The organism is Escherichia albertii (assembly GCF_028622335.1).
Lineage (GTDB): Bacteria > Pseudomonadota > Gammaproteobacteria > Enterobacterales > Enterobacteriaceae > Escherichia > Escherichia albertii.
Window position 1 is genome coordinate 4,643,532 of record NZ_CP117568.1, and the last position, 15,350, is coordinate 4,658,881.

Below are 15,350 nucleotides of genomic sequence, written 5' to 3' on the forward strand. Positions count from 1 at the left end.
ATTGACCCTGTGAAAATACGGTCGTTTTATATGGTCGCCGTAAAAAAGTGGCGACAGAAATAATGCGTGGCTATTGTAAAAACGAAAACAATATATTCACCAGATAAATAAATACATTAAGTTTGATTTAGGGCAACTGGCGCTTCCCCCATATAGTCATTTGTCTGATTGACAGTGTAGTGCAAACGGCTGAATTAAGCCTTTAGGCGTAATAAAAAATAATTTAGCTTGCTAATCATTTGATTTTGTTATTTTTGCTGACAAACCGCAAACGGATCATACGATCCAATTATTCGCTCATTTTTCAGACATTTGCCATGCTTAAATGTGAAGTCATCACGTATTGCTATGGCCTTTCCCGTTATACTGCCAGAGTAAAGGATAAGTTACATATTTCTGGAGGGGATATGATTCTTGAGCGCGTTGAAATTGTCGGCTTTCGCGGTATCAACCGATTGTCGTTGATGCTGGAGCAAAACAACGTCCTGATCGGGGAGAACGCGTGGGGCAAATCCAGTTTACTGGATGCTTTAACCCTGCTGTTGTCGCCAGAGTCAGATCTCTACCATTTTGATCGCAATGATTTCTGGTTTCCACCGGGCGACATCAATGGTCGGGAACATCATTTACATATTATTCTGACCTTCCGCGAATCGCTGCCAGGACGACATCGGGTACGGCGATATCGTCCGCTGGAAGCCTGTTGGACGCCGTGCACTGATGGCTATCATCGCATTTTTTATCGTCTGGAAGGGGAAAGTGCAGAAGACGGCAGCGTGATGACGCTACGTAGCTTTCTCGATAAAGACGGACATCCGATTGATATTGATGATATTAACGAGCAGGCGCGCCATCTGGTGCGCTTAATGCCAGTTCTGCGCTTACGCGACGCTCGCTTTATGCGCCGCATACGCAATGGTACGGTGCCGAATGCTCCTGATATAGAAGTCACCGCACGCCAGCTTGATTTTCTTGCCCGTGAATTATCTTCACATCCGCAAAATCTCTCTGATGGACAAATTCGTCAGGGACTTTCCGCAATGGTGCAATTACTGGAACATTACTTTTCGGAGCAGGGGGCCGGACAATCGCGATATCGCTTAATGCGTCGGCAGGCTAATAATGAGCAGCGGAGCTGGCGTTATCTGGACATCATCAACCGGATGATTGACCGACCAGGAGGGCGTTCGTATCGGGTTATTTTGCTCGGACTATTTGCGACTTTATTGCAGGCAAAAGGTACGCTACGGCTGGATAAAGATGCGCGTCCGCTATTGCTGATAGAAGATCCAGAAACGCGTCTGCATCCGATTATGCTTTCAGTCGCCTGGCATCTGTTGAATCTTCTGCCTTTACAGCGTATTACCACCACCAATTCTGGTGAGTTACTTTCGTTAACGCCAGTGGAACATGTTTGCCGCCTTGTACGGGAATCTTCCCGTGTCGCCGCCTGGCGACTGGGGCCAAGTGGTTTGAGTACCGAAGATAGCCGGCGTATCTCGTTTCACATTCGCTTTAACCGTCCGTCATCGCTATTTGCCCGTTGCTGGCTGCTGGTGGAAGGCGAAACGGAAACCTGGGTTATCAACGAGCTGGCGCGTCAGTGTGGGCATCATTTCGATGCAGAAGGGATTAAGGTGATTGAGTTTGCCCAGTCTGGATTAAAGCCTCTGGTCAAATTTGCCCGTCGGATGGGCATCGAGTGGCATGTGCTGGTTGATGGCGATGAAGCCGGTAAAAAATATGCCGCTACGGTACGCAGCCTGTTGAATAACGATCGTGAAGCCGAGCGTGAACACCTGACAACGCTACCGGCGCTGGATATGGAACATTTTATGTATCGTCAGGGGTTTTCCGATGTGTTCCACCGTGTGGCGCAAATCCCGGAAAACGTGCCGATGAATTTGCGCAAAATTATCTCGAAGGCGATCCATCGTTCCTCCAAGCCCGATCTTGCCATTGAAGTGGCTATGGAAGCCGGGCGTCGCGGTGTGGAATCTGTCCCCACTCTGTTGAAAAAAATGTTCTCGCGTGTGCTGTGGCTGGCGCGTGGTCGGGCCGATTAACCGCGAAACATTGTCGCCATTTGTGGCTGAATTGTGTCGAGCATCTCATAGCGTCGACGATATTCAGCCCGTTTTTTGCTGGCGATATCGGCAATCTCTTTGCGAGCGATGCTTGTCGGAAGACGGTAATGCCGTTCAGCATCGCACTCACCGCCAACTGATTCCCAGAAGGCGTTGTAATCAGCGTGGATTTTGCCTTCTTTATCACGATAACGCAGGCTACGATAAATATGTGTTTCATTGCTGACAGCGATAATTTGCTCAACCTGTAAGCGTTGGGCAAAGATACAGGCTGCTTCCATCACGAGGCGTTTTGGAAACAGGCCGTGGCAGGCTTTCGTCGCATTTTGTATTTCCTGATGCGGCACTTCCCATTTCGCGCCTTGCAGCCCGCCAATAAACATCGTTCTTTTCCCCTGATATTCACAAAGAGTAAAGGTGAGCTCCGCCAGAGGGATACCGTCGCCGTTACGGAACAGAATTGTGCTGTCGCCTTCTTTATCCATAGAGATCATCATGGTCAGCTCAAGCGTAAACTGCTCGCCGTTTTTTCCTTCCAGCTTCGCCAGTTGCAGCCCGGGGGTATTCAAATATAAGCTGAACTCCTCTGCCGACATACACGCGCGCAGCAACGCATAATGATAACGTAACGCCCCCAGCAATTGCTTGCGATTAAGATTCGCAGCAAGGTAAGGGCGGTGCAGACGAACAGGCAGACGCGGCTGGCGCGTTAACAGGGTATTGAGGTTAGGCCAGTGGGCAAGCTCGTTCATCCACTCGACGCTTAAACGCGGCATAATCAAAGAGCGCAGCAAAAATTTCTGGCGAAAGCTACGGCGATGCCAGAATTTACCCGGTCGCCATTGACCACCAGCCAGACGAAGGAAAAGAGACATGCTGCTAAGAGGTTCAGATGGTGTAAATGCCTGTTCAGTGAGCTGCGACATATTCATAAAATCAATGGTTATACATAACATTGATTTCACTATTACTTACCTTAACAAAACATCAATCATGTAATTACTAACGGAAATTTTAGGGGGTTGTTGATATTTTGTTGAAGTTAGCGACCCAGTTGCGCATATGGAGTATTCAGAATATTTATGAAAAAGCGGAGAAACGTGAAGAAGCGTTACGTTATTGCGTTGGTGATAGTCATCGCCGGGCTGATTGCATTATGGAAAATTCTTAATGCGCCTGTGCCAACGTATCAGACACTGATTGTACGCCCTGGAGATTTGCAGCAAAGCGTGCTGGCGACCGGAAAACTGGACGCACTGCGAAAGGTTGACGTGGGGGCGCAGGTCAGCGGTCAGTTGAAAACGCTGTCGGTAGCGATTGGCGATAAAGTGAAAAAAGATCAGCTTTTAGGAGTTATTGATCCCGAACAGGCAGAAAACCAGATTAAAGAAGTGGAAGCGACACTGATGGAGCTGCGTGCGCAACGTCAGCAAGCGGAAGCAGAACTGAAACTGGCGCAGGTGACATATTCGCGCCAGAAACGGCTGGCGCAGACGCAGGCGGTTTCTCAGCAAGATCTTGATACCGCCGCCACTGAAATGGCCGTTAAACAGGCGCAAATAGGCACTATAGACGCGCAAATTAAACGCAATCAGGCTTCTCTCGACACGGCTAAAACCAACCTTGATTACACGCGTATCCTTGCACCGATGGCGGGTGAAGTTACGCAAATCACTACCCTGCAAGGGCAAACGGTGATTGCCGCGCAACAAGCGCCAAATATTCTGACGCTGGCGGATATGAGCACTATGCTGGTAAAAGCGCAGGTTTCTGAAGCGGATGTTATCCACCTGAAACCAGGGCAAAAAGCCTGGTTTACCGTGCTGGGTGATCCGCTGACGCGTTATGAAGGGCAGATTAAAGATGTGTTGCCGACGCCGGAAAAGGTCAATGACGCCATTTTCTATTACGCCCGTTTTGAAGTGCCAAACCCTAATGGCCTGCTGCGTCTGGATATGACCGCGCAGGTGCACATTCAGCTTACTGATGTGAAAAATGTGCTGACCATTCCTCTGGCAGCGTTGGGCGAGCCGGTTGGCGATAACCGCTATAAGGTTAAATTACTGCGTAATGGCGAAACGCGTGAACGCGAAGTGGTGATTGGCGCACGTAACGATACCGACGTTGAGATTGTCAAAGGATTAGAAGCGGGTGATGAAGTGGTGATTGGCGAGGCCAAATCAGGGGTAGCGCAATGACGCCTTTGCTTGAGCTAAAGGATATTCGCCGCAGCTATCCCGCGGGTGACGAGCAGGTCGAGGTGCTGAAGGGCATCAGCCTGGATATTTATGCTGGCGAGATGGTAGCGATTGTCGGTGCTTCGGGCTCCGGTAAATCAACTCTGATGAATATCCTCGGCTGCCTGGATAAAGCAACCAGTGGCACGTATCGCGTTGCCGGACAGGATGTTGCCACGCTGGACGCCGATGCGCTGGCGCAACTGCGCCGTGAGCATTTTGGGTTTATTTTCCAGCGTTATCATTTGCTTTCACACCTAACCGCTGAGCAGAACGTTGAAGTTCCCGCAGTGTATGCTGGTGTTGAACGCAAACGGCGACTGGCACGCGCCCAGGAATTACTGCAACGGTTGGGGCTGGAAGAGCGCGTAGATTATTATCCTGCGCAACTGTCCGGCGGTCAGCAACAACGCGTCAGTATTGCCCGCGCATTGATGAACGGTGGACAGGTGATCCTCGCCGATGAGCCTACGGGCGCGCTGGACAGCCATTCCGGCGAAGAGGTGATGGCTATTTTGCATCAGTTGCGCGATCGCGGACACACGGTGATTATTGTCACCCATGATCCACAAGTTGCTGCCCAGGCTGAGCGGGTGATCGAAATTCGCGACGGCGAAATCGTGCGTAACCCTCCCGCTACTGAAAATATGAATGTCGTCGCCGGGACGGAATCAATAGTTAAAATGTCTTCTGGCTGGCGGCAGTTTGTCAGCGGTTTTAACGAGGCGCTGACCATGGCGTGGCGGGCGTTGGCAGCGAATAAAATGCGTACCTTGCTGACTATGCTGGGGATTATTATTGGCATTGCATCGGTAGTTTCTATCGTGGTGGTGGGCGACGCTGCCAAACAAATGGTGCTGGCGGACATTCGCTCTATTGGTACTAACACGATTGACGTTTATCCCGGGAAAGATTTTGGTGATGATGATCCACAATATCAACAAGCACTCAAGTACGATGATTTAATCGCCATTCAAAGACAGCCGTGGGTTGCTTCTGCCACGCCTGCCGTCTCGCAAAATCTGCGCCTGCGTTACAGCAATGTTGATGTTGCTGCCAGCGCCAACGGTGTAAGTGGTGATTATTTCAATGTTTATGGTATGACTTTCAGTGAAGGGAATACGTTTAATCAGGAGCAATTGAATGGCCGTGCCCAGGTGGTGGTTCTTGACAGTAATTCGCGTCGTCAGCTTTTTCCGCATAAAGCTAATGTGGTTGGTGAAGTGATTTTAGTTGGCAACATGCCTGCGAGAGTCATCGGCGTGGCGGAAGAAAAACAGTCAACGTTTGGCAGCAGTAAAGTGCTACGCGTGTGGCTGCCTTATAGCACTATGTCCGGGCGGATAATGGGGCAGTCGTGGCTGAATTCCATTACTGTAAGGGTGAAAGAAGGCTTTGACAGCGCCGAAGCTGAACAGCAGCTCACTCGTTTATTGTCATTGCGTCATGGCAAAAAGGATTTCTTCACCTGGAATATGGACGGTGTCTTGAAAACGGTTGAAAAGACTACACGTACATTACAACTGTTTTTGACGCTGGTAGCGGTGATTTCTCTGGTAGTAGGCGGTATTGGCGTCATGAACATTATGCTGGTGTCGGTGACCGAGCGAACGCGGGAAATTGGCATTCGTATGGCTGTAGGAGCGCGTGCCAGCGATGTTCTGCAACAATTTTTGATTGAAGCTGTGCTGGTCTGCCTGATGGGCGGCGCGTTGGGGATTACGCTTTCGCTGTTAATCGCTTTCGCCTTGCAGCTTTTTTTACCCGGTTGGGAGATTGGATTTTCTCCGTTAGCGCTGTTGCTGGCGTTCCTTTGCTCGACTGTTACTGGCGTTTTATTTGGCTGGTTGCCTGCAAGAAATGCGGCGCGCCTGGATCCAGTGAATGCTCTGGCGCGAGAGTAATTATGAGATAAAAATGCCAGCCGATCGGGCTGGCATTTTGCCTCCAGGATGTACACAATGAAACAGAAGAGCTATGCGACTGCTGCTTCTACTTCAACGGGCACAATGACACTGGCATGATTGCCTTTTGGCCCTTGGTGGACATCAAACTGAACGGATTGTCCAGCTTTTAGCGTTCTGTAACCATCCATCTGAATGGTGGAATAATGAGCGAAAATATCTTCGCCGCCGCCTTCAGGGCAGATGAAACCAAACCCTTTGGCATTGTTGAACCACTTAACAGTACCCTTTTCCATGCTTCGACATCCTTCGCAAATCTTATACAAGTAAGATGGAATAAACCGGGGTCAGAGAGGGGGCTGTTCAAAACCTCGCCAACTCTAGAAATACAATTTAGAGAAATAGGGCGAGCCGTCAAGCGTTTGACAGGGGCCTGGGGGCAGGTATGAATCAAAAATTTGAAGCAGTTAACGCTATTGGCAGGAATGTGACAGATGTCGCTGATGCCAACGATAGATGATAGTTATCTATCATGTGAAGTAGATTGGTCAGGCAAATAAGCTCTTGTCAGCGGCAGAGCGTTCTGCCGATAACCGTAACCGAAGATGATAACTGACAATGGGTAAAACGAACGACTGGCTGGACTTTGAGCAACTGGCGGAAGAAAGAGTGCGCGACGCGCTAAAACCGCCATCTATGTATAAAGTGATATTAGTCAATGATGATTACACTCCGATGGAGTTTGTTATTGACGTGTTACAAAAATTCTTTTCTTATGATGTAGAACGTGCAACGCAATTGATGCTCGCTGTTCACTACCAGGGGAAGGCCATTTGCGGCGTCTTTACCGCTGAGGTTGCAGAAACCAAAGTAGCGATGGTGAACAAGTATGCGAGGGAGAATGAGCATCCATTGCTGTGTACGCTGGAAAAAGCCTGAATGCAGGCATAAAAATTGGGGGAGGTGCCTATGCTCAATCAAGAACTGGAACTCAGTTTAAACATGGCTTTCGCCAGAGCGCGCGAGCACCGTCATGAGTTTATGACCGTCGAGCACTTGTTACTGGCGTTGCTCAGTAACCCATCTGCCCGGGAGGCGCTGGAGGCGTGTTCCGTAGATCTGGTTGCGCTCCGTCAGGAACTGGAAGCCTTTATTGAACAAACCACGCCCGTTCTGCCTGCCAGCGAAGAAGAGCGCGACACGCAGCCGACATTGAGTTTTCAGCGTGTACTACAACGTGCGGTATTCCATGTTCAGTCCTCCGGTCGCAATGAGGTTACCGGTGCGAACGTTCTGGTCGCTATCTTCAGCGAACAGGAATCACAGGCGGCTTATCTGTTGCGCAAACATGAAGTCAGCCGCCTTGATGTAGTGAACTTTATTTCTCATGGCACGCGTAAAGACGAGCCATCTCAGTCTTCTGAACCAGGAAACCAGCCGGGCAGTGAAGAACAAGCTGGTGGGGAGGAGCGTATGGAGAATTTCACGACTAACCTGAATCAGCTTGCACGAGTGGGCGGCATTGACCCACTGATTGGTCGTGAGAAGGAACTGGAACGCGCCATTCAGGTTCTTTGCCGTCGCCGTAAAAACAACCCGCTGCTGGTTGGTGAGTCTGGCGTCGGTAAAACTGCGATTGCGGAAGGTCTCGCCTGGCGCATCGTCCAGGGCGATGTGCCGGAAGTGATGGCTGACTGTACGATTTACTCTCTGGATATCGGTTCTTTGTTAGCAGGCACCAAATATCGTGGTGACTTTGAAAAACGTTTTAAGGCGTTGCTCAAACAACTGGAACAGGATACCAACAGCATTCTTTTTATCGATGAGATCCACACCATCATCGGCGCAGGGGCAGCATCTGGCGGTCAGGTGGATGCGGCTAACCTGATCAAACCGTTGCTCTCAAGCGGTAAAATTCGCGTTATTGGTTCAACGACATATCAGGAATTCAGCAACATTTTCGAGAAAGATCGTGCTCTGGCGCGCCGCTTCCAGAAAATCGATATTACTGAGCCGTCGATCGAAGAAACCGTTCAAATTATCAATGGCCTGAAACCGAAGTACGAAGCGCACCACGACGTGCGTTATACCGCGAAAGCAGTGCGTGCGGCGGTAGAACTGGCGGTGAAGTACATTAACGATCGCCATCTGCCGGATAAGGCGATTGATGTCATTGACGAGGCCGGCGCGCGTGCGCGACTGATGCCGGTCAGCAAGCGTAAGAAAACCGTCAATGTAGCGGATATTGAGTCCGTGGTAGCTCGTATCGCGCGTATCCCTGAGAAGAGTGTTTCTCAGAGTGACCGCGATACGCTAAGAAACCTCGGCGACCGTCTGAAAATGCTGGTTTTCGGTCAGGATAAAGCTATTGAGGCGCTTACCGAAGCTATCAAGATGTCGCGTGCGGGTTTAGGCCATGAACATAAACCGGTCGGTTCGTTCCTGTTTGCTGGTCCAACCGGGGTCGGTAAAACTGAGGTTACAGTGCAGCTTTCCAAAGCTCTGGGCATTGAGCTATTACGCTTTGATATGTCCGAATATATGGAACGTCACACTGTCAGCCGTCTGATTGGCGCGCCTCCGGGATACGTTGGTTTTGATCAAGGCGGTTTGCTGACCGATGCGGTAATTAAGCATCCGCACGCGGTGCTGCTGCTGGACGAAATCGAGAAAGCGCATCCAGACGTGTTCAACATTCTGTTGCAGGTGATGGATAACGGTACGCTGACCGATAACAACGGACGCAAAGCAGACTTCCGTAACGTGGTATTGGTGATGACCACCAACGCCGGGGTACGAGAAACCGAGCGTAAATCGATTGGCCTTATCCAGCAGGATAACAGCACCGATGCGATGGAGGAGATCAAGAAGATCTTTACGCCGGAGTTCCGTAACCGCCTCGACAACATTATCTGGTTCGATCATCTTTCTACTGATGTGATCCATCAGGTGGTGGATAAATTCATCGTCGAGTTGCAGGTACAGTTGGATCAAAAAGGCGTTTCTCTGGAAGTGAGTCAGGAAGCTCGTAACTGGCTGGCCGAAAAAGGTTACGACCGGGCAATGGGAGCGCGTCCGATGGCACGTGTGATTCAGGATAACCTGAAAAAACCGCTCGCCAACGAACTGCTGTTTGGCTCGCTGGTGGATGGCGGCCAGGTGACCGTTGCGCTGGATAAAGAGAAAAATGAGCTGACCTACGGCTTCCAGAGTGCGCAAAAGCATAAACCGGAAGCCGCGCATTAATCTGATTGTTAGGTAAGTTGATGAAGTCCGTAATCTCGTCAGAGGTTACGGACTTTTTGTTTATGGGGTGGAGGTGGTTCAGACCCTTTTTTTGATGATGATGGTAAGTTGTTGATAATTAATGCTGTTTGAAGGTAAGGATAAAAAAGGGTTGCGGCAGGAAAATGAGATGGTTTTGCTTTATTAACAACGGGCTAAACGTGTAGTATTTGAGTTCACTGCTGAGCAGGCAGCTTAGAAAATTCATGCCGGTAAGGTTGATAACTACGCGCAGTTCACTGCCGTACAGGCAGCTAAAATGCGAAAAAAAAGCCCGTACTTTCGTACGAGCTCTTCTTTAGAAAATGGCGGTGAGGGGGGGATTGACTTGCTTCGCTCGCCCTGCGGGCAGCCCGTTCACTGCGTTCGCGGACTGTCCAACTGGCTATCGCCAGTTGTCGAACCCCGGTCGGGGCTTCTCATCCCCCCGGATGTGTGCAACATGCGAAAAAAAAAGCCCGTACTTCCGTACGAGCTCTTCTTTAGAAGATGGCGGTGAGGGGGGGATTCGAACCCCCGATACGTTGCCGTATACACACTTTCCAGGCGTGCTCCTTCAGCCACTCGGACACCTCACCAAATTGTTTTGCTGCCCGACCTCATAGGTGGCAACGGGGCGCTACTATAGGGAGTTGTAGTAAATCGGTCAAGCAGAATTTATTAAGAACGATTCATTTGGTTACGCATTGTACATGCAGTTCGTTTGAATGAGATAATTGCAGAACGTGTTCTGAGCATTTGTTTATCAAAAGCTACGCAGAAAATATGAGATTGAAGCAATGTTAGACTAGCCCTTTTTGTGGTATGAAATTTAACTTATTGATTTTGTTTGGTGTTTTTTTTATGACTGTAAAAAGACGTTAACCTGTTATTTTGTAAGTTTTGGCAGTAAATCAATCGGATAGCCAGTTATCATTTCTGCTCACTGCCGTGCAGGCAGTTTCCGAACTCCCACATCATCTCCCGATATTTATTCCCCGTAACTCCAAATGCAAAAAAGGCCGGTTAAACCGACCTTTTATTCGTTCTTTCTCTTCGCCCGTCAGGCGGTAAAACAATCAGCGACTACGGAAGACAATGCGGCCTTTGCTCAGGTCGTACGGGGTCAGCTCAACAGTCACTTTGTCGCCCGTCAGGATGCGGATGTAGTTTTTACGCATTTTACCGGAGATGTGTGCAGTAACCACGTGACCGTTTTCTAACTCTACGCGGAACATGGTGTTAGGTAACGTTTCCAGTACGGTACCTTGCATTTCAATATTGTCTTCTTTGGCCATCTAATCCTCTGGGGTATCACTACCATAATTTGAACCGGCAAGATAATGCCGAAGTTCTGTAAATAAGTAAAGATTTGTGCGCTAAATCGCAACAAACAGGTTTTGCACATAACTCCGAAAACACACGGCTAAGCCGCACCATAAGCGCAACATATAAGGGAGCGGTGAGATAAACGATGGGCGTTACCTGACGCGAAAAGTTCCTTATCGGCAGCGGAGTAATGAGCGTAACCAACTCTGCGATCGCAATTATAACACTCTGGTGAGAAATGTGCCGAAAACATTCATTCTTGCGGTGAAAACAATCGTCGCGGCACCCAGAAATTATTCGGTAATCGTCCGAGACGCATCTGATTGAGATAACTCAGATAATCTCGGCGGGGAATTTCGCAGGCGCCAAGCGAAGCTGTATGCTCATTAAGCACCTGGCAGTCGATCAATTTACCGCCATGATGGATAAATTCTTCACAGAATACTAATAGAGCAGTTTTAGAAGCATTCTCCATCCGGCTGAACATCGACTCGCCGCAAAACAGTGTTCCCTGCGCCACGCCATACATGCCACCGACAAGTTCCTCTTCACGCCATACCTCTATTGAGTGGGCATGACCTAACTCGTGAAGACGGTGATAGGCTTCGATTACGCCGCGCGTAATCCAGGTCCCTTCTTCGCGATTGCTGGCACATCCTTCTATGACCTTACCAAAAGCATAATTCAGAGTGACACGATACGGTGAGCGTTTATGAAAGCGTTTCATACTACGGCTGATATGCAGTGATTCCGGCCATAGTACCGCGCGAGGATCGGGCGACCACCAGAGGATGGGGTCGCCTGGAGAAAACCACGGAAAAATACCACGCTGATAAGCCATTAGCAGGCGTGCCGGGCTAAGATCGCCTCCCAGCGCCAGCAGGCCGTTAGGCTCACGTAATGCGCCTTCCGGGGAAGGGAAGGCTATTGAATGGCGAGAAAGCTGAACCAGGCGCATGACTGCAAAACTCCACTACGCAAGTTGGATCGTTCAATAATAGCTTACAAACCCTGCTTAAACTGGTAATAACGCCCCTGTCTGGCAAGCAGTTCTGCGTGGCTACCTTGTTCAATAATTTGCCCATTGTCCATGACTATTATTTGCTGGAAATGAGAGAGGCCGCGAAGCCGATGGGTCACCATTAATACCGTTTTTCCGTGCATCATTTCAGCAAGCAATTCAAGGATCTGGCTTTCGGTTGTGGCATCTAAACCTTCGGTAGGTTCGTCCAGCAGAACCAATGGCGCATCATGCAGCAGCGCGCGGGCAATAGCCAGACGGCGCAGTTCACCACCGGAGAGTTGGCGTCCGCCTTCCCCTAGCCAACTGTTAAGTCCTGCATCTTCGAGCAGTTTCTCCAGGCCAACACGACGCAATACCTCCGCCAGCGCTTCATCACTGGTGCCAGGTGCTGCAAGTAACAGGTTATCGCGCAATGTGGCGCTAAACAGATGTACACGTTGCGGTACAACGCTGATGGCCTTGCGTAACGTTGACTCACTCAGGCTGGAGATTGGGTTACCATTAAATAAAATCTCGCCATGTTGCGGGTCCCATGCGCGGGTTAGTAGTTGTAACAGCGTCGATTTGCCGCATCCGGTTCGTCCCAGAATAGCAATATGTTCCCCGGTGTTTGCCTGAAGGGAGATCCCTTTTAGCGCTTGTTGGGATTGCTCGGGGTAAGTGAACGCAACATTGCGCAATGTCAGTGAAACGTGCTGTGGAACATCAGTGCTGGTGTCAGGGAAAGCCACTTCTGGTTTTTGTTCCGTTAAATCAGTGATGCGCATGGCAGAGGCAATGACTTGCCCCAGATGCTGAAAAGCGCCAGTCACTGGAGCCAGTGCCTCGAATGCAGCCAATGCACAGAAGACAAACAGAGCAATTAACGCACCGGGTTGGCTATTACCGCCAACGCCGCCGGAGGCCATCCATAACATCAGGATCACCGCCAGCGCGCCAATCAACAACATAATTGCTTGTGACAAAGCAGTCAGCTCAGATTGACGGCGCTGTGCTTCCAGCCACTGAATTTCGGTATTCTCTAACTGCGTGCGATAACGTTCGCTGGCGCCAAAAATGGTCAGTTCGGCCTGGCCTTGCAGCCAGGCGGTTAATTGCTGCCGATACTGGCCGCGCAAGTGAGTCAGATTTTGTCCTGTACTTTTTCCCGCACGATAAAACAGCGGCGGCATCAGGAACAGCGTCAGCAACATAATGCCGCCCAGCGTGAAGGCGAGGGTGAAATCAAGGAAACTTAACCCGACAGTTACCACCATAATCACCACAAAAGCGCCCAGCAATGGCGAGATAACGCGCAAGTAAAGATGATCGAGCGTATCAACATCCGCCACGACACGATTGAGTAATTCGCCCTGACGATAGCGCGCCAGCCCGGCAGGGGAGAGGGGCAGCAATTTGCTGAAGGTGTAAATGCGCAGATGCTGCAATACGCGGAACGTCGCATCGTGGCTAACCAGACGTTCAAAATAGCGCCCGGCGGTACGGGTGATCGCCGCACCGCGCACTCCTGCGGCAGGCAACATATAGTTAAAGCTGTACAGTCCTGCAATGCCCGCAACCGCTGAGGCTGAGAGGAACCAGCCGGAAAGCGTCAACAGACCGATACTGGCGAGCAGCGTGACAATTGCCAGCACAATACCAAGACTTAACATCCACTTATGGCGTTTATACAGTGCCAGATAGGGTAGCAAAGCGCGCATTTAAATTTCCTCCTGACGATGGGCCAGCAACGTGGAGAAAGGACCGTTAGTTACGCTTAAATCCGCGTAATGGCCTTGTTCTATGATCTGACCGTCCTGCATTACCCAGATGACATCCCAGTCAGCAAGATCTTCTAACTGGTGGGTGACCATTAAGGTTGTCTGGCGCAGCGATGCGGCGTTAAGCGCCTGCATCACACGCTGTTCACTGTGTGCATCGAGGCTGGCTGCGGGTTCATCCAACAATAATAATGAACAGGGATTAAGCAATGCTCGCGCCACCGCCACGCGTTGCGCCTGGCCCACGGAAAGACGAGCAGCCTGATCACCCACGGGAGTATCTACGCCTTGTGGCAGTGACGGAAGGAACTCACTGACCCAGGCATTATCCAGTGCAGTCTGTAACTCTTGCTCACTGGCATCAGGGCGTGCCAGCAGAACATTTTCCCGTAGTGTTGCAGCGGGTAATTGCGGGTTTTGACCAACCCAGGAGAGGTGCTTACGCCACGATTCTGGTGATAAATCTCGCAATTCTATCCCGTTGATCCGTAGCGACCCCTGATAGGAAAGAAAACCGGAAATCGCGTTCAACAGAGAACTTTTCCCTGATCCGCTACGACCAACTAACACCGCACGTTTTCCAGCTGATAGTGTGAAGTTCAGCGGGCCAGCCAGGGTTTTGCCTTCTGGTGATGTGATAAACAGCTCCTCAGCCTCAATGGTTACCGGTTCGGTAGACGTCAATTCAGTCTCGCCGCGCTGTGGATGGGCGAGCGGAGTTTCCATAAACGTTTTCAGGCTATCTGCCGCGCCGACAGCCTGAGCTTTGGCATGATAAAAGGTGCCGAGATCGCGTAATGGCTGGAAAAACTCCGGGGCGAGAATCAGTGCCAGGAAGCCCGCAGCCAGTGTTACGCCAGTGTCGTAGTGACCAAAATCCAGCTCGCCGAGATAGGAGAAACCAAAATAGACCGCCACCAGGGCAATAGAAAGGGAGGTAAAGAACTCCAGAATGCCGGAGGATAAAAACGCCAGACGTAGCACTTCCATTGTCCGTTGGCGGAAATCTTCTGAGGCTGAACGGATACTTTCAATTTCAGCTTCTCCACGACCAAAAATACGCAACGTTTCCATGCCACGCAGACGATCAAGAAAATGTCCACTTAAGCGAGCAAGCGCGAGAAAGTTACGTCGGTTAGCATCAGCAGCGCCCATCCCAACTAAAGCCATAAATAAAGGGATTAATGGCGCGGTGCCCAGCAGAATGAGCGCCGCGGCCCAGTTAGAGGGGAAGATCGCTATAACAATCAGTAGCGGCACTGATACTGCCAGCGCCATTTGTGGCAGATAGCGAGCATAGTAATCATGCATATCGTCAATTTGTTCTAGCACTAACGTCGCCCAGCTTCCCGCCGGTTTGCCCTGAATCCACGCAGGCCCGGCCTGTTGCAGCCGATCCAGAACCTGACGGCGGATGGCAAAGCGGATATGTTGCCCGGCGTGATAACCCACTCGTTCGCGCAACCAAACTACCCACGCGCGCAGTATAAAGGTCAGCACCAGCATGGCGAAGGGAAGCAATAAAGCTTCTCTGGGAATGTTTTCCATGATCATATGTTGCAGAATACGCGCCATAAACCAGGCCTGGGCAATGATCAATATGCCGCTCACAAAGCCCAGCAGACGAGAAATATTCAGCCAACGTTGGGAGATGACGCTTTGCTGTTTTAACCAGCGAGTTAACTCTTTTTGACGAGATTTATTCATTGCACGCTTAGCAGGTGAGTTATCAGAATTTTTGCAGG

The 15,350-nt window shown here is 50.3% G+C and carries 12 protein-coding genes, 1 tRNA gene and 1 other RNA gene; 6 read left to right on the forward strand and 8 right to left on the reverse strand.

Going from position 1 to position 15,350, the window contains the following annotated elements:
• Positions 1–407 precede the first annotated feature (407 nt).
• A complete protein-coding gene (locus tag PS053_RS22500) occupies positions 408–2,066 on the forward strand; it encodes an ATP-dependent endonuclease (protein ID WP_000599780.1) in 1,659 nt (552 codons plus the stop codon).
• Here the strand turns inward: PS053_RS22500 and PS053_RS22505 are convergent.
• Positions 2,063–3,019: a VirK/YbjX family protein gene (locus tag PS053_RS22505; RefSeq protein WP_129560754.1), complete on the reverse strand. Its 957-nt coding sequence runs from the start codon at positions 3,017–3,019 to the stop codon at positions 2,063–2,065. The two genes, PS053_RS22500 and PS053_RS22505, sit on opposite strands and share 4 nt — an antisense overlap.
• A gap of 150 nt (positions 3,020–3,169) precedes the next feature.
• Between PS053_RS22505 and macA the strand changes: the two genes are divergently transcribed.
• A complete protein-coding gene (gene macA, locus PS053_RS22510) occupies positions 3,170–4,285 on the forward strand; it encodes a macrolide transporter subunit MacA (protein WP_059219859.1) in 1,116 nt (371 codons plus the stop codon).
• Complete coding sequence (gene macB / locus PS053_RS22515; protein WP_256879282.1) at positions 4,282–6,228, forward strand: macrolide ABC transporter ATP-binding protein/permease MacB; 1,947 nt, start codon at positions 4,282–4,284, stop codon at positions 6,226–6,228. The genes macA and macB overlap by 4 nt, the downstream gene beginning before the upstream one ends.
• Before the next feature lie 71 nt (positions 6,229–6,299).
• Here macB and cspD read toward each other — a convergent pair whose 3' ends face one another.
• Positions 6,300–6,524 carry a cold shock-like protein CspD gene (gene cspD / locus PS053_RS22520; protein ID WP_000410785.1) on the reverse strand — a complete coding sequence of 75 codons (225 nt, stop codon included), beginning with the start codon at positions 6,522–6,524 and terminating at the stop codon, positions 6,300–6,302.
• A 149-nt stretch (positions 6,525–6,673) separates the two neighbouring features.
• Here cspD and yljB point away from each other — a divergent pair, with 149 nt between their 5' ends.
• From yljB to clpA, 3 genes are all read left to right on the forward strand, one after another.
• Positions 6,674–6,748: a hypothetical protein gene (gene yljB, locus PS053_RS22525; RefSeq protein ID WP_212741660.1), complete on the forward strand. Its 75-nt coding sequence runs from the start codon at positions 6,674–6,676 to the stop codon at positions 6,746–6,748.
• Between the two features lie 98 nt (positions 6,749–6,846).
• Complete coding sequence (clpS, locus tag PS053_RS22530) at positions 6,847–7,167, forward strand: ATP-dependent Clp protease adapter ClpS (RefSeq protein WP_000520793.1); 321 nt, start codon at positions 6,847–6,849, stop codon at positions 7,165–7,167.
• A gap of 30 nt (positions 7,168–7,197) precedes the next feature.
• Positions 7,198–9,474 carry an ATP-dependent Clp protease ATP-binding subunit ClpA gene (clpA, locus tag PS053_RS22535; RefSeq protein ID WP_025237287.1) on the forward strand — a complete coding sequence of 759 codons (2,277 nt, stop codon included), beginning with the start codon at positions 7,198–7,200 and terminating at the stop codon, positions 9,472–9,474.
• 345 nt (positions 9,475–9,819) lie between these two features.
• On the opposite strand, the gene PS053_RS23240 is transcribed toward clpA, so the two are convergent.
• From PS053_RS23240 to cydD, 6 genes are all read right to left on the reverse strand, one after another.
• A non-coding RNA gene (locus PS053_RS23240) (RtT sRNA) lies at positions 9,820–9,957 on the reverse strand.
• 46 nt (positions 9,958–10,003) lie between these two features.
• A tRNA-Ser gene (locus PS053_RS22540) sits at positions 10,004–10,091 on the reverse strand.
• Positions 10,092–10,571: 480 nt separating this feature from the next.
• Positions 10,572–10,790, reverse strand: coding sequence for a translation initiation factor IF-1 (infA, locus tag PS053_RS22545; RefSeq protein ID WP_001040187.1), 219 nt, complete (start codon positions 10,788–10,790; stop codon positions 10,572–10,574).
• 284 nt (positions 10,791–11,074) lie between these two features.
• The gene (gene aat / locus PS053_RS22550; RefSeq protein ID WP_001241660.1) at positions 11,075–11,779 is read right to left on the reverse strand and encodes a leucyl/phenylalanyl-tRNA--protein transferase; all 705 of its coding nucleotides are present in this window, start codon (positions 11,777–11,779) and stop codon (positions 11,075–11,077) included.
• A 44-nt stretch (positions 11,780–11,823) separates the two neighbouring features.
• Positions 11,824–13,545 (reverse strand): heme ABC transporter ATP-binding protein/permease CydC, encoded by a 1,722-nt coding sequence (gene cydC / locus PS053_RS22555; RefSeq protein WP_085456136.1) that lies wholly within the window; start codon positions 13,543–13,545, stop codon positions 11,824–11,826.
• Positions 13,546–15,312, reverse strand: coding sequence for a heme ABC transporter permease/ATP-binding protein CydD (cydD, locus tag PS053_RS22560; protein WP_059227828.1), 1,767 nt, complete (start codon positions 15,310–15,312; stop codon positions 13,546–13,548).
• Between the last annotated feature and the right edge of the window lie 38 nt (positions 15,313–15,350).

What these genes read in the sequence shown, in the direction of transcription:
- PS053_RS22500 (WP_000599780.1), top strand. Translation starts at nt 408, where the DNA reads ATGATTCTTGAGCGCGTTGAAATTGTCGGCTTTCGCGGTATCAACCGA.
- PS053_RS22505 (WP_129560754.1), bottom strand. Translation starts at nt 3,019, where the DNA reads ATGAATATGTCGCAGCTCACTGAACAGGCATTTACACCATCTGAACCT.
- macA (WP_059219859.1), top strand. Translation starts at nt 3,170, where the DNA reads ATGAAAAAGCGGAGAAACGTGAAGAAGCGTTACGTTATTGCGTTGGTG.
- macB (WP_256879282.1), top strand. Translation starts at nt 4,282, where the DNA reads ATGACGCCTTTGCTTGAGCTAAAGGATATTCGCCGCAGCTATCCCGCG.
- cspD (WP_000410785.1), bottom strand. Translation starts at nt 6,524, where the DNA reads ATGGAAAAGGGTACTGTTAAGTGGTTCAACAATGCCAAAGGGTTTGGT.
- clpS (WP_000520793.1), top strand. Translation starts at nt 6,847, where the DNA reads ATGGGTAAAACGAACGACTGGCTGGACTTTGAGCAACTGGCGGAAGAA.
- clpA (WP_025237287.1), top strand. Translation starts at nt 7,198, where the DNA reads ATGCTCAATCAAGAACTGGAACTCAGTTTAAACATGGCTTTCGCCAGA.
- infA (WP_001040187.1), bottom strand. Translation starts at nt 10,790, where the DNA reads ATGGCCAAAGAAGACAATATTGAAATGCAAGGTACCGTACTGGAAACG.
- aat (WP_001241660.1), bottom strand. Translation starts at nt 11,779, where the DNA reads ATGCGCCTGGTTCAGCTTTCTCGCCATTCAATAGCCTTCCCTTCCCCG.
- cydC (WP_085456136.1), bottom strand. Translation starts at nt 13,545, where the DNA reads ATGCGCGCTTTGCTACCCTATCTGGCACTGTATAAACGCCATAAGTGG.
- cydD (WP_059227828.1), bottom strand. Translation starts at nt 15,312, where the DNA reads ATGAATAAATCTCGTCAAAAAGAGTTAACTCGCTGGTTAAAACAGCAA.